The sequence below is a fragment of the Streptococcus sp. CL9.43 genome (assembly GCF_049737935.1).
GTDB lineage: Bacteria > Bacillota > Bacilli > Lactobacillales > Streptococcaceae > Streptococcus > Streptococcus infantis_I.
The window spans coordinates 227,565-247,325 of record NZ_JBKOTS010000002.1 but is presented as its reverse complement, the minus strand read 5'-3'; the positions used below and the strand labels follow the sequence as shown (position 1 = coordinate 247,325).

At 37.6% G+C, this 19,761-nt stretch carries 28 protein-coding genes and 1 tRNA gene; 6 read left to right on the top strand and 23 right to left on the bottom strand.

Annotated elements, in window-relative coordinates:
- Nucleotides 1-30 precede the first annotated feature (30 nt).
- The 4 genes from rpmA to ACLNCS_RS04530 form a co-directional block, all read right to left on the bottom strand.
- Complete coding sequence (gene rpmA, locus ACLNCS_RS04545; protein WP_000916509.1) at nt 31-324, bottom strand: 50S ribosomal protein L27; 294 nt, start codon at nt 322-324, stop codon at nt 31-33.
- Nucleotides 325-340: 16 nt separating this feature from the next.
- The gene (locus tag ACLNCS_RS04540; RefSeq protein ID WP_070677270.1) at nt 341-685 is read right to left on the bottom strand and encodes a ribosomal-processing cysteine protease Prp; all 345 of its coding nucleotides are present in this window, start codon (nt 683-685) and stop codon (nt 341-343) included.
- A 15-nt stretch (nt 686-700) separates the two neighbouring features.
- Nucleotides 701-1,015, bottom strand: coding sequence for a 50S ribosomal protein L21 (gene rplU / locus ACLNCS_RS04535; protein WP_003007734.1), 315 nt, complete (start codon nt 1,013-1,015; stop codon nt 701-703).
- Between the two features lie 269 nt (nt 1,016-1,284).
- A complete protein-coding gene (locus tag ACLNCS_RS04530) occupies nt 1,285-1,980 on the bottom strand; it encodes a YoaK family protein (RefSeq protein ID WP_070677267.1) in 696 nt (231 codons plus the stop codon).
- 146 nt (nt 1,981-2,126) lie between these two features.
- Here ACLNCS_RS04530 and ACLNCS_RS04525 point away from each other — a divergent pair, with 146 nt between their 5' ends.
- Nucleotides 2,127-3,104, top strand: a complete 978-nt coding sequence (locus ACLNCS_RS04525) for a Gfo/Idh/MocA family protein (RefSeq protein ID WP_424847447.1) — start codon at nt 2,127-2,129, stop codon at nt 3,102-3,104.
- Nucleotides 3,101-4,183: a DEAD/DEAH box helicase gene (locus ACLNCS_RS04520; RefSeq protein WP_004253381.1), complete on the top strand. Its 1,083-nt coding sequence runs from the start codon at nt 3,101-3,103 to the stop codon at nt 4,181-4,183. The genes ACLNCS_RS04525 and ACLNCS_RS04520 overlap by 4 nt, the downstream gene beginning before the upstream one ends.
- A 179-nt stretch (nt 4,184-4,362) precedes the next feature.
- On the opposite strand, the gene ACLNCS_RS04515 is transcribed toward ACLNCS_RS04520, so the two are convergent.
- Nucleotides 4,363-4,740: a DUF1934 domain-containing protein gene (locus ACLNCS_RS04515; protein WP_004253378.1), complete on the bottom strand. Its 378-nt coding sequence runs from the start codon at nt 4,738-4,740 to the stop codon at nt 4,363-4,365.
- 72 nt (nt 4,741-4,812) lie between these two features.
- Between ACLNCS_RS04515 and ACLNCS_RS04510 the strand changes: the two genes are divergently transcribed.
- Together ACLNCS_RS04510 and yidA are read left to right on the top strand one after the other, a co-directional pair.
- Nucleotides 4,813-6,117, top strand: coding sequence for an HD domain-containing protein (locus ACLNCS_RS04510; protein ID WP_006148641.1), 1,305 nt, complete (start codon nt 4,813-4,815; stop codon nt 6,115-6,117).
- Between the two features lie 12 nt (nt 6,118-6,129).
- A complete protein-coding gene (gene yidA, locus ACLNCS_RS04505) occupies nt 6,130-6,936 on the top strand; it encodes a sugar-phosphatase (protein WP_006148642.1) in 807 nt (268 codons plus the stop codon).
- Between the two features lie 74 nt (nt 6,937-7,010).
- Here the strand turns inward: yidA and ACLNCS_RS04500 are convergent, their stop codons facing one another.
- The 16 genes from ACLNCS_RS04500 to ACLNCS_RS04425 form a co-directional block, all read right to left on the bottom strand.
- Complete coding sequence (locus ACLNCS_RS04500) at nt 7,011-7,484, bottom strand: hypothetical protein (RefSeq protein ID WP_424847444.1); 474 nt, start codon at nt 7,482-7,484, stop codon at nt 7,011-7,013.
- Nucleotides 7,485-7,530: 46 nt separating this feature from the next.
- Nucleotides 7,531-8,418 (bottom strand): hypothetical protein, encoded by an 888-nt coding sequence (locus ACLNCS_RS04495; protein ID WP_424847442.1) that lies wholly within the window; start codon nt 8,416-8,418, stop codon nt 7,531-7,533.
- 78 nt (nt 8,419-8,496) lie between these two features.
- On the bottom strand, nt 8,497-9,168 hold the full coding sequence (locus tag ACLNCS_RS04490) for a hypothetical protein (RefSeq protein ID WP_424847440.1): 672 nt from the start codon (nt 9,166-9,168) through the stop codon (nt 8,497-8,499).
- A gap of 70 nt (nt 9,169-9,238) precedes the next feature.
- On the bottom strand, nt 9,239-9,907 hold the full coding sequence (locus ACLNCS_RS04485) for a hypothetical protein (protein WP_424847438.1): 669 nt from the start codon (nt 9,905-9,907) through the stop codon (nt 9,239-9,241).
- A 410-nt stretch (nt 9,908-10,317) separates the two neighbouring features.
- Nucleotides 10,318-10,779 carry a hypothetical protein gene (locus ACLNCS_RS04480; protein WP_247912430.1) on the bottom strand — a complete coding sequence of 154 codons (462 nt, stop codon included), beginning with the start codon at nt 10,777-10,779 and terminating at the stop codon, nt 10,318-10,320.
- Nucleotides 10,769-10,900 carry a hypothetical protein gene (locus ACLNCS_RS04475; RefSeq protein WP_424847436.1) on the bottom strand — a complete coding sequence of 44 codons (132 nt, stop codon included), beginning with the start codon at nt 10,898-10,900 and terminating at the stop codon, nt 10,769-10,771. The genes ACLNCS_RS04480 and ACLNCS_RS04475 overlap by 11 nt, the downstream gene beginning before the upstream one ends.
- A 74-nt stretch (nt 10,901-10,974) precedes the next feature.
- Nucleotides 10,975-11,217 carry a hypothetical protein gene (locus ACLNCS_RS04470; protein WP_424847434.1) on the bottom strand — a complete coding sequence of 81 codons (243 nt, stop codon included), beginning with the start codon at nt 11,215-11,217 and terminating at the stop codon, nt 10,975-10,977.
- Nucleotides 11,214-11,879, bottom strand: a complete 666-nt coding sequence (locus tag ACLNCS_RS04465) for a lantibiotic ABC transporter permease (RefSeq protein ID WP_424847432.1) — start codon at nt 11,877-11,879, stop codon at nt 11,214-11,216. The genes ACLNCS_RS04470 and ACLNCS_RS04465 overlap by 4 nt, the downstream gene beginning before the upstream one ends.
- Before the next feature lie 46 nt (nt 11,880-11,925).
- Nucleotides 11,926-12,591, bottom strand: coding sequence for a lantibiotic ABC transporter permease (locus ACLNCS_RS04460; protein ID WP_424847430.1), 666 nt, complete (start codon nt 12,589-12,591; stop codon nt 11,926-11,928).
- Nucleotides 12,592-12,653: 62 nt separating this feature from the next.
- Nucleotides 12,654-13,064, bottom strand: coding sequence for a hypothetical protein (locus ACLNCS_RS04455; RefSeq protein WP_424847428.1), 411 nt, complete (start codon nt 13,062-13,064; stop codon nt 12,654-12,656).
- A gap of 121 nt (nt 13,065-13,185) precedes the next feature.
- Nucleotides 13,186-13,257 (bottom strand) — tRNA-Arg (locus tag ACLNCS_RS04450).
- A 43-nt stretch (nt 13,258-13,300) separates the two neighbouring features.
- Nucleotides 13,301-13,648, bottom strand: coding sequence for a 50S ribosomal protein L19 (gene rplS, locus ACLNCS_RS04445; protein ID WP_001068670.1), 348 nt, complete (start codon nt 13,646-13,648; stop codon nt 13,301-13,303).
- A 118-nt stretch (nt 13,649-13,766) separates the two neighbouring features.
- Complete coding sequence (gene crcB, locus ACLNCS_RS04440) at nt 13,767-14,096, bottom strand: fluoride efflux transporter CrcB (protein WP_006148649.1); 330 nt, start codon at nt 14,094-14,096, stop codon at nt 13,767-13,769.
- On the bottom strand, nt 14,090-14,464 hold the full coding sequence (crcB, locus tag ACLNCS_RS04435) for a fluoride efflux transporter CrcB (RefSeq protein WP_006148650.1): 375 nt from the start codon (nt 14,462-14,464) through the stop codon (nt 14,090-14,092). The genes crcB (ACLNCS_RS04440) and crcB (ACLNCS_RS04435) overlap by 7 nt, the downstream gene beginning before the upstream one ends.
- A complete protein-coding gene (locus tag ACLNCS_RS04430) occupies nt 14,461-14,727 on the bottom strand; it encodes a chorismate mutase (RefSeq protein WP_006148651.1) in 267 nt (88 codons plus the stop codon). The genes crcB (ACLNCS_RS04435) and ACLNCS_RS04430 overlap by 4 nt, the downstream gene beginning before the upstream one ends.
- 114 nt (nt 14,728-14,841) lie before the next feature.
- Nucleotides 14,842-15,285, bottom strand: coding sequence for a flavodoxin (locus ACLNCS_RS04425; RefSeq protein WP_006148652.1), 444 nt, complete (start codon nt 15,283-15,285; stop codon nt 14,842-14,844).
- Nucleotides 15,286-15,388: 103 nt separating this feature from the next.
- Here ACLNCS_RS04425 and ACLNCS_RS04420 point away from each other — a divergent pair, with 103 nt between their 5' ends.
- Both ACLNCS_RS04420 and ACLNCS_RS04415 read left to right on the top strand, forming a co-directional pair.
- Nucleotides 15,389-16,327: a DHH family phosphoesterase gene (locus tag ACLNCS_RS04420; RefSeq protein ID WP_424847424.1), complete on the top strand. Its 939-nt coding sequence runs from the start codon at nt 15,389-15,391 to the stop codon at nt 16,325-16,327.
- 92 nt (nt 16,328-16,419) lie between these two features.
- A complete protein-coding gene (locus tag ACLNCS_RS04415) occupies nt 16,420-16,662 on the top strand; it encodes a type B 50S ribosomal protein L31 (RefSeq protein WP_004253349.1) in 243 nt (80 codons plus the stop codon).
- Nucleotides 16,663-17,109: 447 nt separating this feature from the next.
- On the opposite strand, the gene ACLNCS_RS04410 is transcribed toward ACLNCS_RS04415, so the two are convergent.
- The gene (locus ACLNCS_RS04410) at nt 17,110-18,093 is read right to left on the bottom strand and encodes an N-acetylmuramoyl-L-alanine amidase (RefSeq protein ID WP_424847422.1); all 984 of its coding nucleotides are present in this window, start codon (nt 18,091-18,093) and stop codon (nt 17,110-17,112) included.
- Between the two features lie 16 nt (nt 18,094-18,109).
- The gene (locus ACLNCS_RS04405) at nt 18,110-19,753 is read right to left on the bottom strand and encodes a collagen-like protein (protein ID WP_424847420.1); all 1,644 of its coding nucleotides are present in this window, start codon (nt 19,751-19,753) and stop codon (nt 18,110-18,112) included.
- Nucleotides 19,754-19,761 lie beyond the last annotated feature (8 nt).

Below are 19,761 nucleotides of genomic sequence, written 5' to 3'. Positions count from 1 at the left end.
CCAAAAATCTTGGAAAGCCTTATTTAATGTTTATTTTGCGATTGGGTAAACAGAAACCTGTTTCTTATCGCGACCTTTACGTTCGAAACGTACTACGCCTTCAACTTTAGCGAACAAAGTATCGTCTCCACCACGTCCAACGTTTACACCTGGATAGATGTGTGTACCACGTTGACGGTAAAGGATTGATCCACCAGTTACAGTTTGTCCGTCAGCTGCTTTAGCTCCAAGACGTTTAGCTTGTGAATCGCGTCCGTTTGATGTAGAACCTCCACCTTTTTTGTGGGCGAAAAGTTGCAAGTTGTTAAGAGTCATTTTTAACATAATGTTTTCCTCCGTGTTAGTTTTCTGTGATAACTCTGGTTTGGACGAACTCAGAAGAGTTCTCCGATAAGTTTGCCATACCTAAGAAAAATGATTCAAAGAATAATTGTGACATTTCTCTCTGGTGAGAAGGAAGATCTTTTGGAATTTCAACCATCAGATAGCCACCTTCATCTTCGTTTAATTCTAAGATTGGTTCATAGCCTGCAAATTTCTCAATGGAATTGATAAAGTTTATGGCAAGCGTAGAAACCGATGCACACACGACATCTAGGCCGTATTCGCCACTCTCGGCGTGTCCAGTAATCTCCGCACTCCTCAGCTCGCCATCTTCGGCTCTCTCAAAGACTGCTTGTATCATGTGTTCTCCTTAAAATTAAGCGTTGATTGCGTTGATGACAACTTTAGTGTATGGTTGACGGTGACCTTGTTTACGGTGGCTACCTTTTTTAGGTTTGTACTTGTAAGTAACAACTTTCTTTTGTTTTCCTTGTTTTTCAACAGTTCCAACTACAGTAGCTCCAGAAACAAGTGGAGTTCCGACAACAGTGTTTTCACCACCAACAAGAACAACTTCGTTAAAAGTAACTTCTTGACCAGCTTCAACGTTCAATTTTTCAACGTAAACTGCTTGACCAACTTCAACTTTAACTTGTTTTCCGCCAGTTTTGATAATTGCGTATGTGCTCATTATGCACCTCCTATGATTTTTTGGGGTTTCCCCGAATTTTTGTGAAGACTCGCCTAGCATCGTGGGACGAACCACTTAAAAGAAGAGCTCTTAGTATAACAAAGAATAAACTAGGAATTAAGCTGAAGACATAACTTATGTTAGGCAAGGCGATAATGACGAAGTTTAAATTTGTTATACGACGAGCAACGATGTTCGTGCGGTTGCACAGGATCGTGCATAGTCAACTCTACAAGTATAGCATGATTCCAAATTTTTGACAAGTATTTTCACTCAAAATTCAGCCTTTTATCAGACTTTTTTTGTAAAGAAGATAAAAGCATACTTAGATAAAAAATACTCATCATGATAGGGACACCTAAAATCGTTTTTTCGTTGAAGATAATCGTTAAGTAAGCTGAAAATACTACTCCTAGAATGAAACTAACAAGTAGGCTCACAAAAATCAATCCTTCCATCAAAAAGGCTGTGTGCTTGGTCCGGACGTATTCGCCAAAAGCCAACATGGTGCGTTTGATATTTCCCGTCATAAAGGCATTGTTATAGGCAATTCCAGAAACCTCTCCAAAAGCTGTTGTAACCAGACCCATACAAAAAGCCAGAGGAGGAATAATAAACATGTTATCAACACTCAATGGAACAAAGCCGATTATCAATGATAAAATAGCTAATGGAACAAGTGATAGAATGGGTTTTTTAACAATGCGAAGTTTTTCCTTGTAAATCGTAAGCAAAAAAACGCCTAACATGAAAGATAAAAGTGTCAATATCTTTATTTCAGCATCAGCCAAATTTCTCTGAACGATTCCGACTGATAGAAATACCACATTCCCTGTTTGCCCAGCGACTAAGGTATTGCCTCTTACAATAAACGTATAGGCATCTACATAGCCTGCACAAAAAGTCAAAAAAAGCGCCAATCTTTTTGAATGACGAGAAATCTTTCTCATAGGTAATAATCTCATACTAAACTCCTAAATTTACTGTAACTATTGTACCATTTTTTCTAGAAATTTCGAAGTATCAAAGCAAAAGAATTATCTCAAGGTAACGAGTTGGCTCTTTCTATGATATAATGAAATCAAACATTACTTGTGGAAAAGGAGTAACTATGCTAAAACTTGGTATCATAGGAACTAGTTCAATCAGCCATCATTTTCTAGAGGCTGCCCATACTAGCGGGAACTTTCAACTGGGTGCAGTCTATTCTAGAAAAATAGAAACCGCAGAAAAGTTTGTTGAACAGTATCAAGGCGTTAAGCTATTTGATCAGCTAAATGATTTCTTTAATGATTCATTCGATGTGGTATACATTGCTAGTCCCAATTCCCTGCATTTTAGTCAAGCAAAGATGGCTTTATCTGCTGGAAAACATGTTATCCTTGAAAAACCAGCTGTCACTCAACCACAAGAATGGCAGGAATTAGTTCAAACGGCTAAAGATAATAAATGTTTTATCTTTGAAGCAGCAAGAAACTACCACGAAGATGCTTTTACCACAATCAAAGACTTTCTTGCAAACAAACAAATTCTGGGTGCAGACTTTAACTACGCTAAATATTCTTCTAAGATGCCTAACCTACTTGCTGGCGATACTCCTAATGTTTTCTCAGACCGTTTTGCAGGTGGTGCACTCATGGATCTTGGTATTTATCCTATCTACGCTGCTGTTCGCTTATTTGGAAAACCGACTCATGCAACCTATCAAGCTCAGAAACTAGATAATAGTATCGATTTGAACGGTGACGGCATGCTCTACTATCCTGACTATCAAGTACACATCAAAGCAGGAAAGAATATCACTTCTAATCTTCCTTGTGAGATTTATACTACTGATGGAACCTTGACACTTAATACAATCGAGCATGTCCAATCAGCTACTTTTACAGACCATCAAGGAAATGAAGTTCAACTTCCTATCCAGCAGGCTCCTCACACCATGACTGAGGAAGTTGCTGCTTTCGCACATATGATTAAGCAAGCAGACCTGAATCTCTACCAATCTTGGATTGATGATGCGACACACGTCCATGAGCTACTTTATACCATGCGCCAGAATGCTGGCATTAGATTTGAGGCAGAAAAATGAAAACCAAACTACCTACCGAATGGCAAGAATTGATTGATCAACTGGGATTCCAAGAATTTACTCCCATTCAAACTCAACTTTTTGAACCAATAACAGAAGGTGAAAACCTACTTGGAGTCAGTCCAACTGGTACAGGGAAAACTTTAGCCTATCTCCTACCTAGTCTTCTCAAACTGCAAAAGAAAAAAGCCCAACAATTATTGATTTTAGCACCTAATACTGAGCTTGCTGGACAAATTTTTGAAGTCACTAAAACCTGGGGTGAGGCTATCGGATTAACAGCTCAGCTATTTCTATCCGGTTCGAGCCAGAAACGCCAAATTGAACGACTTAAAAAAGGACCAGAAATTCTGATTGGAACACCTGGTCGTATCTTTGAACTGGTCAAATTGAAAAAAATCAAGATGATGAACGTGGAAACAATCATTCTTGATGAATTCGACCAACTCCTTGATGATTCTCAAATTCATTTTGTCGAGAAAATTACCAACTACGCACCTCGTGACCATCAACTTATTTACATGAGTGCCACTACCAAATTTGACCAAGATAAGATTGCACCTAACACGCGCATCATTGACCTCTCAGACCAAAAGTTAGACAACATCCAACACTTCTACATGCAAGTAGACCAACGTCACAGAGTAGATATGCTTCGTAAACTGGCACAGGTTGAAGATTTCCGTGGTCTTGTCTTCTTTAATAGCTTGTCTGATCTTGGAAGCGCCGAGGAAAAATTACAATACCGTGATGTTTTAGCAGTTTCGCTAGCTAGCGATGTCAACGTTAAATTTAGAAAAGTTATTCTAGAAAAATTCAAAGATAATCAACTGACACTACTTCTTGCGACAGACCTTCTGGCTCGTGGTATCGACATTGATAGCTTGGAATGCGTGATTAACTTTGACGTCCCTAGAGACACGGAAACTTACACTCACCGTGCGGGTCGTACAGGGCGTATGGGTAAAGATGGCTATGTCATCACCCTTGTAACCCATCCAGAAGAACTTAAAAAACTTAAGAAATTTGCAAGTGTACGTGAAATCGTCCTAAAAAATCAAGAACTCTATATCAAATGAGAGTGGGACAGAAATCGGTAATTCGTTAGAATTCGATTTCGTCGTCCCACCTCCGCACAGTTGAGTAGGGCTGTAAAAGCTGATGAAATCAGCGTATTAGAGCCCACTCAACCACTGCGTCTTGCTCGACACTCCAAATACAATTGAGAGGCTAGAACTTTTTTCCCAGCCTCTTTTTCTTATCCCCAAGTAATTTCTAAACGGTAGTTGGCAAATGGAACTCCTTCTTTGTTTTGTAGTTGATAGGCTAGTTCAATCTTCTCTTCACCAACTTCGTAGTGGCTTGTTTGGATGATAAACTCCTGCAGTCCCATAGGTGTTGGAATATAGGCTAAACTATCAGAATCCTTGAGAAAACGCATGATGGTCTTGGGATTTGAGAAACGTGTCATGACAAGTTCCTCCCCATTAAATTTCAAAACTACTTTTTCTTGGTCTTCATTGTAAAAAAGGAGATAGGAAAAATCGCCCTTTTCCCGTAATTCAACATCATAAAGTTGGTCGATTACTTCCAATTGGTCATCGAACTTGATGGTATTTCTCATTCTAATCTTCACAACTATTCCTCTTTCTTCTCACTTATCCCTACTATTTTACCAAAAAGGCAAGGAATTTGCTATAATGGTCTTATGAATGAAAAAGTATTTCGTGACCCAGTTCACAACTATATCCACGTTAATAATCAAGTCATTTATGACCTGATCAATACCAAAGAATTTCAACGGCTCCGTCGCATCAAACAGCTTGGGACATCTAGCTATACTTTCCATGGTGGAGAGCATAGTCGTTTTTCTCACTGTTTGGGTGTCTACGAAATTGCCCGTCAAATCACTGAGATTTTTGAGGAGAAATATCCTGAGGAATGGGATTCTAACGAGTCACTACTAACCATGACTGCAGCTTTACTACATGATCTCGGACACGGTGCCTACTCTCATACTTTTGAAAATCTCTTTGACACCGACCATGAGGCAATTACCCAGGAAATTATCCAAAGCCCTGATACAGAGATTCATCAGGTTCTTTTGCAGGTTGCACCGGACTTTCCAAAAAAAGTAGCCAGCGTTATCGACCACACTTATCCAAACAAACAAGTGGTTCAGCTCATTTCTAGTCAGATTGATGCAGACCGTATGGACTATCTCCTACGCGACTCCTACTTCACCGGTGCTTTTTATGGCCAGTTTGACCTCACTCGTATTCTTCGTGTCATTCGTCCTGTTGAAAATGGCATTGCCTTTCAGCGTAATGGGATGCATGCCATCGAGGACTATGTACTCAGTCGTTACCAGATGTATATGCAGGTTTATTTCCACCCAGCCACACGCGCCATGGAAGTCCTTCTGCAAAATCTTCTCAAACGTGCTAAGGAGCTCTATCCTGAAAATAAGGACTTCTTTGCCCTTACATCCCCACATCTACTGCCATTTTTTGAGAAGAAGGTAACCTTATCTGACTATCTTGCACTTGACGACGGGGTTATGAATACCTATTTCCAACTCTGGATGACTAGTACAGATAAAATTCTAGCTGATCTTTCGCAACGTTTTATCAACCGTAAGGTCTTTAAATCTATTACTTTTTCTGAGGACGACCAAGACAAACTTGAGATCATGCGGAATTTCGTAGAAGAAATTGGGTTTGACCCCAACTACTACACTGCTATCCATAAGAATTTTGACCTTCCTTACGATATTTATCGACCAGAGTCTGCAAATCCAAGAACTCAAATCGAGATTGTCCAAAAGAATGGCGAGCTGGCAGAACTTTCTAGCCTATCTCCTATCGTCCAATCTCTTGCAGGAAGCCGTCATGGTGACAACCGTTTCTACTTCCCTAAAGAAATGCTTAAGCAAAACAGTATTTTCACGAATATCATTCAACAATTTTCACATTTGATTGAGAATGATCATTTTACTCCAGACAAGAAATAACAGAGGAAATTTATGAGTATAAAACTAATCGCCGTCGATATTGATGGTACCCTGGTTAATAGCAAAAAAGAAATTACTCCAGAAGTTTTTGCAGCTATCCAAGATGCCAAAGCAGCTGGGGTCAAGGTTGTCATTGCAACAGGACGCCCCATCGCTGGTGTTGCCAAACTTCTTGACGACTTGCAGTTGAGAGACGAAGGAGACTATGTTGTGACCTTCAACGGTGCCCTTGTCCAAGAAACCGCTAATGGCCATGAGATTATCAGCGAATCCTTGACTTACGAGGACTATCTTGATATGGAATTTCTCAGCCGTAAACTGGGAGTCCATATGCATGCTATTACCAAAGACGGCATCTACACTGCCAATCGCAATATCGGAAAATACACCGTACACGAGTCAACTCTCGTCAGCATGCCAATTTTTTACCGTACACCTGAAGAGATGGCTGATAAAGAAATCGTCAAATGTATGTTTATCGACGAACCAGAGATTCTCGATGCTGCTATTGAAAAGATTCCAGCAGAATTTTACGAGCGATACTCTATCAACAAATCTGCTCAATTTTACCTAGAACTCCTTAAAAAGGATGTAGACAAGGGATCTGCTATCACTCACCTAGCTGAGAAACTTGGACTAAGCAAAGATGAAACTATGGCGATCGGTGATGAAGAAAATGACCGTGCCATGCTAGCAGTCGTTGGAAATCCCGTTGTTATGGAAAACGGAAACCCAGAACTCAAAAAAATCGCCAAATACATCACCAAAACAAATGATGAATCCGGCGTTGCCCATGCCATTCGAACTTGGGTCTTGTAAACTGAATAGAATATAATAAAAGCACCCCAGAAGTTAGAGAAAAAGTCTAACTCCTGGGGTATTTTCATTACAGATTACTCTTCTGATTCCCTTTTTATTTTTGGAATTTTCTTATTATCAAGTTTAGGAATGCCATTGTTCTCAATCTTGGGAAGGTTCTTTAGTTCATCGGCAGTAGGCACCTTCTGGTATACCTTAGCAGGCCTATAGAGTAAAGCAAACGATAATAACAAGGCAATAATGCTCCCAACAGTTGCTATGTTTCGTTTACTCGCTTCTGTCGAAGGGACCCTGGCTCCGCTTATACTAAGGTCCTTCCATTCAGGATGCTCTGCTTCAATCGCTTTTTTCTCTTCCCAAAGTGGAACGAGTAAGAAATGGTTGAACGGAACAACTGTAGCCATAGCTGTCGCGCCTAGCGGGATAAATCTATTGAGATTTATGATGAGCAAGATACTTAGGATAGAAAATAATACGAATAGAAGGATTACTAATACTAGGCGAATTTTATATTCTTTTTTTATTCGAAGGTATTCTTCTTGGGACATCTAACATATTACCTCTTTCTCCAAAATTCTATACATCTGAAAAGCATTAGTCCAGTGACTCCTGCTGTAAATCTTTGATAAACTTCACAACTTGACGGTTTCCAATCCTAACATGATAGCCACCGCTATTATTGACTAGTTTATCCCCTTCATATCGATCAATCTTTACAGCATAAAGACCACTAGGTAAGGGTTGATTGTTAAAAAACTCTTTCAATTGCGATTCAAGGTCTTTAAGATAAGCATCATATAACTGATCCTTCTTGTCTTCTGGAGTGTAGTATCGAAATTGAAATTCTGGTATAAAGATATCTTTTTGGAAAAGATATTGAGCATCCATAGGATACATCCCTTGTAATGCTTGTCCTTTTCTTTGATTTTCCTCTAAAATTTCATCATAAAGATACATATTGCCAGATTTACTATTAAATTGAAAATCAATCCCATCGTATTTCAAAGCAGTCATTTTGGGATCTGTTATTGAAGTATCCAATGTTTTTAAAAACTCACTAGTACCTGGACTTATTTCAATCCCTAGATAGGCTAATTCTGGAAAAGCGTGATAAATTTTTTTGTTTTGTTCATAATCTACTTCTGCATCCGTCTTTTTATACTTTTTGTTTTCCGAAGGACGAGTATAGTATTCAAAGCGAGAATTAGCCTGATAGGTTTTACCATCTATATTTTCAGTGTAAGTACCATGGATTACAAATCCTCCTACACTTGTATAGTTTTTTTCGTATTTTTCTAACTCAAACTGACCTGTAAGACCGTAGTTCTCATAAGAACGATGTACAGCTTGCTCAAGTTCATTCCGACTTGCATGGGCAAATAGACCCCACATATCCATCATTGCAAAAATAGGACTAAGGATTATGAATATTGCAAATAGTATAACCATGGATAAACAACCAATTAATAAGCCTTTTTTCATATTTCTATCCCTAACTAGCATTTGTATTGCTTACCTTTCGACCCGACGATTGCTCTTTTCGATTTCGTTCATAAACTATCATCCCTTTTGTTTAAATATAGTTAAATCCAACTGAACTGTCTTATCTTTCGAATTCATCTGAATTGTAATACCATAAATTGTATAACTAGAATAGCTAACTATTATTCGACAGGTTGTATCATCTGGCATATCGTACTTATTTTTAAGATATTTATAGAGGTCAGATTGATTTTCTGACTCGTAGATAATATCACTCAATTCAGTTTCAGCGCTCTTAAAGGTTTCTTTTATATCCAAAGAAGCAAAATAATCTCTTTGTACTACTAAATTAAGAATTTCTTCATCATATAAAGGAGTTACCTCCGACCCATAATTTAACTTCCCATTTGAGTATGTAACAGGAACCGATTCTTTTTTATCTCCGGTTTTTATTGTATAGTCACCCTTAATGGCTGATTCAGTAATATCTAAATCAATCTCATAATCCTGTACTTGAGTTCCAGCTTTTATATAAACATCACAAATATAAGCCTTTAATCCCGTAAAGTCCTTCTTGTCTTGTTCTAAAAATTTAAATATAGGATCAAACGTTTTTTCAAATTCGTACTGTTTTTTTGTTCTATTTTTGGGGATTGTTTCACCACCCAAACTACATCCACTCAGTGCAAAAAGTGTCAAAAGCATTAGCATTACACTAACAAGCCAAAATAAGTGTTTATGATTTTTCATGTAAAAATTTCTCCAATATTGAAATTAGTGCTATTTTTAGCTTACAATCTTTTTGATCGGATTCAAAAAATTACTTTCCTTTCACTAGATAAATTGCAGCACTAATTTGAACCAATTTTTCTTCTGATTCTAAACTTAGTAGTATATCGTATCTGTCATAATACGCATATCCAAGACTAACTGAAAGTTTTGTGTCAGATGGAAGATTATACTTTTCCACTATTTTTTTATAAAACTCTGATTGATTTTCTGGCTCGTAGATAATATCACTCAATTCAGTTTCTGCGCTCTTAAAAGTCTTTTTCACATCTAAGGAAGCGAAATAATCTCTTGAAACCACTAAATTAAGAATTTCTTCATCAAATAAAGGATCTATCTCTGACTCATAATTTAACTTACCATTAGAATAAGTAACAGGAACTGTCTCTTTAGTGTCACCACGTGTTATTGTGTAATCTCCTTTAATATCAGCTTGATTAATATCTAAGTCCACTTCGTACTTTTTGACTTTAGCTTGATTTTTTATATAAACATCACTAGTGTATGACTTTAGTCCAGTAAACTCCTTCTTGTCTTGTTCTAAAAATTTAAATATAGGCTCAAACGTTTTTTCAAATTCGTACTGTTCTTTTGTCCTGTTTTTTGGAATGGATTCTCCACCCAAACTACATCCATTTAGTGCAAAAAGTGTCAAAAACATTAACATTACACTAATAAGCCAAAATAAGTGTTTTTTCATTTCTTTCTCCTAAACATTCTACGCCTATTATACCACACCATGGATATCTTATGAATTGTTCAAAATTTGGTCAAAGAAAAAACACCGGTTATCCAGTGTTTTTGTGACTAGTTTCGCTCCCTGCAGAAATATAAAATATGCTTAAAAAGCCTATTCTAATAGGATTTAGGATAAACTTGGTCAAAAGTTTGCCTAAACTATTTTTAGATTAACCTTCATATTTTTGTAAGAAATGAAATTTGGCGAGACATTTTAAAGATCAAAAATTATCAACACCTTTGTAAAATGACTCTAATTATTTGTACAATGCATCGACTTCGGATCTATAATCAAACTAGACAGAAAACCCAAAAAGTTTACAAATAAATATAACTTTTGGAGGCTGGAGATTATCAGATGAATCTGACTTACTACTTCAACACTCCTACTTGTATATCTGTATAGAATTTTTCATTAATTGTTGTGGTAAAAAAGAAGGGAGGGGTCAACTCTTTATAATCTCGAAAATGAATATAGCCAGCTAAAAAGTCGATTCCTTCTCTTACTGACTCATCATCTGGTTCCAAAATTCTAGTTGAAACAGTATTTAAAACTTGAAACATACTGTGATACAAAAAGTCTTTCGGCAAAGCATCTTCAATATACTCTTCTTCTACTGGGATAAACAGTTCCATCAACACATCTTGATTTTCTTCTAACTTAGAATTAATTGTATAAAAGAAAGGTCCTCGAAGCGTATATCCTGCTTTTCTTACTTCGTCTAAAAAAGCGTTATAAGTGTCCGGCATCTCTTCTGGAGATACTTTGTAATACCTTGAGATAACATTTCTATACTGTATATCTTGGTATTCTCCCACGTTTTTAAATAGCATCTGAAATCTCCTTAATTGGGATATTAATTTCAACAAAGTGCTGTCCAAATATTGGCAATATCGCTAGAAAAACGGTATCTCCTTGCATTTCCAACCCCTCATCTTGAATATATTGCTTCATTTCTTCAATTTTTGGAAGGAGATGTTCATCAAATGGAGTTACATCAGAGACACACTGCTTAATTGTAAAATGTTCTAGATATTGAAATTCATCATTTCTTCAATTGGGATGTTTGTCGGAATATAGACCTTAAACAAGGATTCTCCTGGCTTTCCAAATGTGCTCAAACATGTTTCAATCGTTGTCGGACCATTTTTATAGACCCCTGTTTCAAATAATAATTTTTCACTGTTTTCAATCAGATCTGGAAAAGTAGCCATCGAAACTCTTTTCTCTGTATAAGCAATATTACTGATATCTATTCTAATTAATTTCATTTTATTTCTCCTCTAAAAATAAAGTTATTGGTGCTTTTCTTTTTCCAACCTGTAAATACTCGTGCATATTCAAACCAATAGAAGGGAATACATCCAATACTTACTGCCACAAGGCTAGTAACAACATATACCGCCGGTAACGTAAATAATTGTGCTATAACTATTACAATTGCTGCTGAACAAACAACAATAACAGAAGGGATATGTAACATTGTCTTCCTGAACTCTCCAGATGGCAAAGTCTTAGCTTTAGGGACAATTAACAACTGGTAAACAAAGGTTAGTAGCTGAAAAATAAGACTTAGGCTAATCAACAACATAAAGACAGACCAGTAGTCATCTCCCAAAAATAAAGAACTCCAGAAAAGAAATTCAACGTGAAAAATTAACACAGACGTAGCCGGAAATATTTGCAAGAATTTTGATTTGGAAAACTTTTGAAATAGCAAGAACATCAATAACAAAGCCAATAGATGATAAATGGTAATATGAAAGATAATCACACTCACATCATTCGTCTCTCCTTTTATAAAAATAGATACTATAAATATCAGCAAAGTAAACATTACTTCAATTGCAACTGACTTTAAAAAATCAGAGTTTTTTATAGGTCTAGTATCCACAACTGCCATATTCAAAAATTCAATATACTTTTCTTTCATCTTATCCTCCTAGCACGACCTCTACTTCTAGCCATTCTATCTAACTTTATTTTATTTCTCCTCTATAAATAATGTTATTAGTACTTGTCTTTCTCCAACCTGTAAATACTTGAGTATATCCGATAATAAAGAACGAGTTCCATGAAATACTCATTCCTACTAATCCGATGATAATATAAATCCCAGATAACATAAATAATCGTGTTATTACTACTATTACCGCGGATATTACTGTTACAATAAGGGTTGGTAAGTGTAACATATTCTTCTTATGCTCATTATCTGGCATTTGTTTGACTTTTGAAACAATTGATATTTGGTAAAAAAAGTTTACCACTTGAAAAGCAATGCTTAAAGCAATAAAAAGGAAGAATATCAATAAGTACTGTTCCTCAAAGAATATAGAGCTCAAAAAAAGAAATTCAAAATGAAGAAAAAGATACGAAGTCGTTGGAACTGACTGTAATAATTTTGATGCGGAAAATTTTTGAAACAACAGAAATGCAAGTAGTACTATTACCAAATGGACAATTGTAATATGAATCAAAAAAACACTAAGATTATGCATTTGATTCTTTGTAAATATAGAAACAATCAGTACCACTGAAGTAAATAGAAATTCGATTAAAAATGTAAGAAAAAAATGTAAATTTCTCACTGGTATATGACGAGTCATCAGTATATTCAAAAATTCATAATATCTTTCTTTCATACTATCCTCCTATTCCAACTAAATGATTGAAATAAAGATCCTCAAAAGTTTTTAAGTTACTATTACTCATATAAGAACCACCCACCATCGCGTAAAATCCTTATAGGTTGCATTTGAATAATCACAAGTTTCTCAGGGATTTCATTTAAATTACGTTTTAGTGGAAAACCTAATGTAAATTGAGTATCCTTATTATTATTGATTCTACCGTTCACTGTCATCATATAACCTCCGCCTTGAGGAGTTCCATTTCCTATCTGACCAACCTTCATACTATCCCAATCAAACTGGACACTCTCAACTTTTGAATTCCAAGATTTAACGAAGTTCGCCATTTCCTCTTCATGTTCCTTTAGATAAGCCAACTGCTTAGCCCGTGGGCTTAGGAATAAATTTGTTTCTTGTGCCATCCATGCGCCTCCTCCAAATACTACAAGGGCTAAAACCAGCCAAAGTAAAGTAGGTTTTTTCATCTCTTTCTCCCAAAAACAACAAAATCTACATCTATTATACCACACCATAGATATCATATTAAATGTTTAAAATTTGGTCAAAGAAAAAACACTGGTTATCCAGTGTTTTTGTAGCTAGTTTCGCTCCCTGCAGGAATCGAACCTGCAACTACTCCTTAGGAGGGAGTTGTTATATCCATTGAACTAAGGGAGCTAGAGAAAAACTCTGCCGAATGAGCAGAGTTTTTTTCATCGAATTAACGACGGATTTCTTTGATACGAGCTGCCTTACCTTGAAGAGCACGCAAGTAGTACAATTTCGCACGACGTACTTTACCGTAACGAACAACTTCGATCTTTTCAACACGTGGAGTGTGGATTGGGAAGATACGTTCAACACCTACACCGTTAGAGATTTTACGAACTGTGTAGTTTTCTGAGATGCCAGCACCTTTACGTGCAATAACAACACCTTCAAAGATCTGAACACGTTCACGGTTTCCTTCGACAACTTTCGCGTGTACACGAACAGTGTCACCAGGACGGAATGAAGGGATATCTGTACGAAGTTGACCTTCAGTCAAGCTTTGGATTAATGGATTCATTTTATTCTCCTATCTTTGTCAATCTTGAGGAAACTTCCTCAGCGGATAAACTGTATTTTTGTGCGTCCATTACACACAAGATACAGTTTATCAAATTTCCTAGAAAAAGTAAAGAAATTTAAAGCAAAATTCCCAAAAAAATTGCAAGAAAACCAAGCAAGTAGGTTAATAATAAATAACTATAAAATGCCTTCTTGTCATTGATCAGTCTTTGGAGTTCATCATTCAAAGTTGAGAAAGTAGTCAAACCACCACAAAAACCAGTTGCAAGAATAAGATAGACTTCTTTTGATTCCACATGATTATAAAATAAGCCAATCAGAAAACAGCCAAGAATATTGGCTATGAGAGTTCCTAGAGGCAGTACTGAACCCTGATTATAACGGGAAAAGAAATAACGAACAAGAGCACCAAATCCACAAGCAAGTGCTAGATAAAATACTACCATTTCTTCCTCCCTAGACAATAAGCAAATAGAAGCCCACCACCGATGCTCAAAAGCAAATAGGTCACCAAACTAAGGTACCGCCCTGTGTCCAACAATTTCACAGCATCTAATAGGAGACTAGAAAATGTCGTTAAGCCGCCACAGAATCCTGTTCCAAGCGCTAGAATAGTGCCTTTACTACTTCCCTTATAAACCAGATAACCTTTTACAAGGTAGACAAGGCAAAAAATTCCTAAATAGTTGACTACTAGTGTTCCCCATGGGAAGTCTGGACTAGATGGCAACCATCTCGAAATCTGAAAACGCACAATTCCTCCCAGCATACCAGCTAGAAAGATTCCTAGAGGGTAAAATTTTTCTTTATTCATTTGATCGTTTTATCCTGATAATCACGTGAACGTTTGAGAATATCTGAAAAAGTCTCAACAATTGTATCTTCGTATTTTTTATTGCCTACACGACTTTTGACTTTCTCAAAGATAACTTCTTCTCTTTTAGTATCTAGAATAGGTTTTCCTGAAGCTTTTTTATAGGCGACTACTCCTTCAACTAAATGCATCCTCTCTTCTAAAAGTTGAACGATCTGGTCATCGATTTTATCGATTTCTTGTCGAATATTATCTAAATCCATAGAGTCTCCTTTTTAATTGAACTATTGTACCAAAAAAGCACTAAATAGGCTAGTAAAGTCCTAATCCTGTTTAATAAAAACTGCACTGACAATTTTCATCAGTGCACTTCATGCTTATCCTACTTTAGCAGCTAATTCTTCAGCGAATTGCTCCAAGCGTTCAATATCTTCTTCCTCGGCAGAAAGGTCAACTTTAACGCACTCTGAACCCTTTTCAGCTCCAGTGGCGATAAATACTCGGTCGAAGTCATCAACTGCTTTACAGAATTCATCGTAGAAAGTATCACCAGATCCGACTACACCATAGATTTTACCGCTCAAGTTGAGGTCTGCTAGATCTTCGTAGAAGTCCATCATCTCATCTGGTAATTCTCCATCTCCGTAGGTATAGGTTGCGACAATGGCGATGTCTGCTTCTAAAAAGTCAGAAGCGTCAACGGTTGTACACTCATCAACATCGACATCTAATCCACATTCTCTTAATTTATCTGCTACAATATCAGCGATTTCTTCAGTATTACCGGTCATACTGGCAAATACAATTTTTGCTAATGCCATAAGGTCCTCCTCAATTAATCTTTCTCCATTATATCACATCTTTTTGATTTTAAAAATAAAAACTCTTGTGCTAAAATGAAATGAGAAAGAATTGAGGTTCATTATGGAAATTTGTCACCAAATTTTAGAAAAAATTAAAGAATATGATACTATTATCATTCACCGTCATATGAAACCAGACCCTGACGCTCTGGGGAGTCAGGTAGGTTTAAAAGCCTTGCTTGAGCATCATTTTCCAGAAAAAACGATAAAAGTAGTTGGTTTTAATGAACCAACCTTAACTTGGCTTGCTAAAATGGATCAGGTAGAGGACACAGACTATCAAGGTGCACTGGCCATTATCTGTGATACAGCAAACACAGCACGTATTGATGATAAACGATACACTAAGGCTGAGACTATTATCAAAATTGACCACCATCCAAATGACGAAGTCTACGGCGATCTTGTTTGGGTAGATACGAACTCTAGTAGTGCGAGTGAAATGATTGCTCTTTTTTCTGAAGCAACTAACTTAGAATTATCCGACTACGCTGCTAAAATGCTCTGCGCTGGAATTATTGGTGATACCGGCCGTTTTCTCTACCCTTCTACTTCTGCACGCACGCTTCGTATCGCAAGTCAACTCAGAAAACATAACTTTGACTACGCTGAATTAACTCGTAAAATGGATACTATGAGTTTTAAGATTGCCAAACTCCAGGGTTATGTTTATGACCACTTAGAAGTTGATGAAAATGGTGCTGCTCGTGTTATTCTCACCCAAGAAATCTTGAAAAAATACGAGGTTACTGATGCAGAAACAGCAGCCATCGTTGGAGCTCCAGGCCGTATTGATACTGTTAGCCTTTGGGGAATCTTTGTGGAGCAAGCAGATGGTCACTACCGCGTACGTCTTCGCAGTAAATTTGTCCCTATCAATGGTGTCGCAAAAGAACATGATGGCGGTGGCCATCCTCTCGCTAGCGGAGCAAATTCGTATAGTTTAGAAGAGAATGAGTTCATCTACCAAAAATTAAAAAACTTGCTGAAAAATAGATAAAAAGCTTGCCAAACTTTTCAGAATCTGATAGACTAGTATGGTAACAATCTATGGCTCGCAAAGAGACCATGGCAGAAAGGAAATATTGCAAAATGAAAAAAGATATCCATCCAGAATATCGCCCAGTTGTCTTCATGGACACAACTACTGGTTACAAATTCCTTAGCGGTTCAACAAAACGCTCTAGCGAAACAGTTGAGTTCGAAGGCGAAACTTACCCATTGATCCGTGTGGAAATTTCATCAGACTCACACCCATTCTACACTGGACGTCAAAAGTTCACTCAAGCAGATGGACGCGTGGATCGTTTCAACAAAAAATACGGTCTCAAATAATCAACCGCATCACTTGTATACGGTTAAACGAAAACAACTTCGATTCGGAGTTGTTTTTTTGTTTCCTTTATTTTTTCAAGCTTTAATTTTTTTATAGCTTATAATAGTCCAAATTCTTATTTCTACTTCTACTTTCGTAACAAGTCCTCTACAAAATAAAAAAACCTACGAACCAAGCTTGACGCTTGATTAATAGGTTTTTTATAAAATCATTATTTAACTGCTTCTTTAAGGGCTAACATCATTTCATAAGTATATAATAGAAATAAATCTTATTAAATAAGCATAAATAAGGTTTAAAATGCATATAATTTTTACCATAAAAATATAAAAGTTTACACCTTATGCCCCTTTTTTGCCCCTTTTCAGAGTAAACAAAAAAACCGCCAGCGATTGCCAGCGGTTCATAGGTATAATTAATTTAATTTCTTTCTGTTATATTTTATTTTATTTTTCTTCTTTTTCTTTTGGCTTATTCAGTGTGATCAAGCCCTCTGGCTCAACCTCAAACTCTGGCTTGTCAGCAAGTGACCCATCTTCTTTGAGATAGTACCAACCAGTCTTGTCTGCTGATTGCACAAAGGCATTTGAAACCATGTTACCTTCTTTGCTATCAAGGTAGTACCAAGTATCTTTATAATTGACCCAACCAGTCTGCATAGCGCCTTCTTCGTTGAAATAGTACCACTTTTCAGCAATCTTCTTCCAACCAGTAGCCATTGCTCCTGATTTGTCGAACCAGTACCACTTGCCGTCTTTGTGCTTCTTCCACTGTTCAGAAAGCATGTATCCTGAATTGTCGAAGTAATACCACACATCGTTGATTTTCTCAAATTTCTCTTTAGGATAAGAACCGTCTTCTTTAACGTACCAGTATCCTGTGTCGTTCTTCTTCCAACCAGGTTCAACAGTCAAACCATTCTCGATGTCGTGCTTGAATTGACTGCGACTAATACCCCAGCTTGCTAAGTAAGGGTATGGATCAACGTGGTCTGAGTTGTTATTTGGTTGATGATAAGTACAATATTCATGCGTTTTAATTCCTGCAAGGTCGTCTGTATCCAGAGTGACAGGCAATCCAGCTTCTTCTGCAAGTTCACGTAGTAGTTGAATATAGAGCTTGTAATCAGTCATGAACTCTTCTTTAGTTGCATGACTTTCAATCAATTCGACTGCTGCATAACTCTCAGCATTCCAGCCACCACCTACGTCCCATGAACCGTTATTTACAGGCCCTACTTGCATAACTCGACCATTCCCAACAACGTGTGAGAAGAACCCAAGTTCAGGGTCTTTGCGCCAGTGGTAGTCTGCTTCATTTTGAGCGGTTGAGTTACGGTTGCCTGTTGAGTGTGCGTGTACTTGTCTGTATGGTTGAATTCCCACTTGCGGGAGATTCGTTCTTAGTCTGCTTTTGTCAATTTCTACCATTTTTTAATTCCTTTCATTATGGCAACGTTGTAGGCCACGGTTCACTCGTTAAATATGAGATTGAACTTACACGAATGTCGCCAATATCTCTATCGGTAGGGACTGGGTCAGTGAACTGGAAACGTAGCATGTTACTGTCTCCAGCGCCACCTAAATACCAAGTCCCGTAGGAGACACCTTTATCGTTGTAAATGTTTCCTATTAAAGACCCTTCAGAGCGAAAACCAACAGGAACACCACCAAGTCCTAGAATGTAACAGTTTCTTTCCCTGTCGCTCCCTTGAGCCTCGTATCCTACGCCACCTCTACGAATGACACCAAACCAACCCCAGCTTAGCCCACCGAATTGGTATGTTACGGTGTCATTTTTGCGTCGAACTTTTAGATATGAGTTTCCGAGTTTAGACTTAATATTCAACGTTCTCCAACCAGTATCACCAGTTAGAACCTCCCAGCCTTGATTTTCGCTTCCTTGTCTCTTTATCCACTTGAGAGCTCCACTTGTAACAGCGGTATCAACATAAGTAGTCCCGACTGGAGCAGTAACCTTCCCGTTAGGAAAGCCCGTTCCGTGAATTTCATACTGGTTTACCTGATTATTCGAGCCAGTAGCGGTTGGTAGAGTGACATTCCCACCACCATCAGAAAGAATTAAGGTATTTCCTTCAATTCTCAATTTCTGAGGAATACCAACGCCATCACGACCGTCAGCACCTTTTGGACCAGTTAAGCCAATAGGCCCTTGAGGGCCGACTGGACCAGGTAAGCCAGCAGGTCCTTGTTCCCCTCGTTCTCCACGAGGTCCTGGATCTCCATCTCGACCACGCTCGCCTTGAATACCTTGCAAACCTTGAGGGCCTTGTAAACCGTCCGCCCCTCTTGGTCCAGTTTCGCCTTGTGGTCCACGTTCGCCAGTTTCACCTTTAGGACCAATAGGCCCTTGGATACCTTGTAAGCCTTGTTGACCGGTTTCCCCTTGTAAACCTTGTGGTCCAGTCAATCCTTGCGGCCCTTGTGGTCCTATCGGTCCACGCTCTCCGGCTTCCCCCTTGTCCCCTTTAGGTCCGGGCGTTAAGGCAATATTTTGTAATTCTTGCTTGGTTGCAAACTGACTTGTATCAATATCAGGTTTTGTCTTTAAGGCTTCTATTTCGGTTGAAATATGGCTTATTTTAGCACGAATACCACTATCGTCATACGTGCCACCTTGCTCTTTAATTTTGGTAAATAGTTCATCCAATTCTTGCTTGGTCACGATATCTTTAGCGTTAACAATTCGCCCTGATTCACGTTCAATTAGTGGTGTTTTAACTGCCTTATCAATTTCGCTCACATGGACATTAAACATAAAGCTATATACATCTGCTGACTGCTCTACTTTTTCAAAGTAGATGTAGCCAATAACAGACTCATCTGTCGTGATCAATGATGTATCGAATTGAACCGTAAACGAATTACCTTCGATTATTGCTTCAACTTCCTGGTATCGTTTAGTCCCCTTGAAGTAGAATAAGCAGATAACCTTAGTAGCAGTCAAATTATCAAGTGTAAATTTGAACTCAGAAATACCTTTATCTTTGCTATAAAATTCTTGATAAAGCCTATCTACATCTCGATTGTTTGCTGAAATGGTTAATTTTTTCTCAATAACCTTCTTCAAGTGCTACC

Bases quoted from the DNA above. Each gene is read 5' to 3' on its own strand.
- rpmA (WP_000916509.1), bottom strand. From the start codon at position 324: ATGTTAAAAATGACTCTTAACAACTTGCAACTTTTCGCCCACAAAAAA.
- ACLNCS_RS04540 (WP_070677270.1), bottom strand. From the start codon at position 685: ATGATACAAGCAGTCTTTGAGAGAGCCGAAGATGGCGAGCTGAGGAGT.
- rplU (WP_003007734.1), bottom strand. From the start codon at position 1,015: ATGAGCACATACGCAATTATCAAAACTGGCGGAAAACAAGTTAAAGTT.
- ACLNCS_RS04530 (WP_070677267.1), bottom strand. From the start codon at position 1,980: ATGAGATTATTACCTATGAGAAAGATTTCTCGTCATTCAAAAAGATTG.
- ACLNCS_RS04525 (WP_424847447.1), top strand. From the start codon at position 2,127: ATGCTAAAACTTGGTATCATAGGAACTAGTTCAATCAGCCATCATTTT.
- ACLNCS_RS04520 (WP_004253381.1), top strand. From the start codon at position 3,101: ATGAAAACCAAACTACCTACCGAATGGCAAGAATTGATTGATCAACTG.
- ACLNCS_RS04510 (WP_006148641.1), top strand. From the start codon at position 4,813: ATGAATGAAAAAGTATTTCGTGACCCAGTTCACAACTATATCCACGTT.
- yidA (WP_006148642.1), top strand. From the start codon at position 6,130: ATGAGTATAAAACTAATCGCCGTCGATATTGATGGTACCCTGGTTAAT.
- ACLNCS_RS04500 (WP_424847444.1), bottom strand. From the start codon at position 7,484: ATGTCCCAAGAAGAATACCTTCGAATAAAAAAAGAATATAAAATTCGC.
- ACLNCS_RS04495 (WP_424847442.1), bottom strand. From the start codon at position 8,418: ATGAAAAAAGGCTTATTAATTGGTTGTTTATCCATGGTTATACTATTT.
- ACLNCS_RS04490 (WP_424847440.1), bottom strand. From the start codon at position 9,168: ATGAAAAATCATAAACACTTATTTTGGCTTGTTAGTGTAATGCTAATG.
- ACLNCS_RS04485 (WP_424847438.1), bottom strand. From the start codon at position 9,907: ATGAAAAAACACTTATTTTGGCTTATTAGTGTAATGTTAATGTTTTTG.
- ACLNCS_RS04480 (WP_247912430.1), bottom strand. From the start codon at position 10,779: ATGCTATTTAAAAACGTGGGAGAATACCAAGATATACAGTATAGAAAT.
- ACLNCS_RS04475 (WP_424847436.1), bottom strand. From the start codon at position 10,900: ATGAAGCAATATATTCAAGATGAGGGGTTGGAAATGCAAGGAGATACC.
- ACLNCS_RS04470 (WP_424847434.1), bottom strand. From the start codon at position 11,217: ATGAAATTAATTAGAATAGATATCAGTAATATTGCTTATACAGAGAAA.
- ACLNCS_RS04465 (WP_424847432.1), bottom strand. From the start codon at position 11,879: ATGAAAGAAAAGTATATTGAATTTTTGAATATGGCAGTTGTGGATACT.
- ACLNCS_RS04460 (WP_424847430.1), bottom strand. From the start codon at position 12,591: ATGAAAGAAAGATATTATGAATTTTTGAATATACTGATGACTCGTCAT.
- ACLNCS_RS04455 (WP_424847428.1), bottom strand. From the start codon at position 13,064: ATGAAAAAACCTACTTTACTTTGGCTGGTTTTAGCCCTTGTAGTATTT.
- rplS (WP_001068670.1), bottom strand. From the start codon at position 13,648: ATGAATCCATTAATCCAAAGCTTGACTGAAGGTCAACTTCGTACAGAT.
- crcB (WP_006148649.1), bottom strand. From the start codon at position 14,096: ATGGTAGTATTTTATCTAGCACTTGCTTGTGGATTTGGTGCTCTTGTT.
- crcB (WP_006148650.1), bottom strand. From the start codon at position 14,464: ATGAATAAAGAAAAATTTTACCCTCTAGGAATCTTTCTAGCTGGTATG.
- ACLNCS_RS04430 (WP_006148651.1), bottom strand. From the start codon at position 14,727: ATGGATTTAGATAATATTCGACAAGAAATCGATAAAATCGATGACCAG.
- ACLNCS_RS04425 (WP_006148652.1), bottom strand. From the start codon at position 15,285: ATGGCATTAGCAAAAATTGTATTTGCCAGTATGACCGGTAATACTGAA.
- ACLNCS_RS04420 (WP_424847424.1), top strand. From the start codon at position 15,389: ATGGAAATTTGTCACCAAATTTTAGAAAAAATTAAAGAATATGATACT.
- ACLNCS_RS04415 (WP_004253349.1), top strand. From the start codon at position 16,420: ATGAAAAAAGATATCCATCCAGAATATCGCCCAGTTGTCTTCATGGAC.
- ACLNCS_RS04410 (WP_424847422.1), bottom strand. From the start codon at position 18,093: ATGGTAGAAATTGACAAAAGCAGACTAAGAACGAATCTCCCGCAAGTG.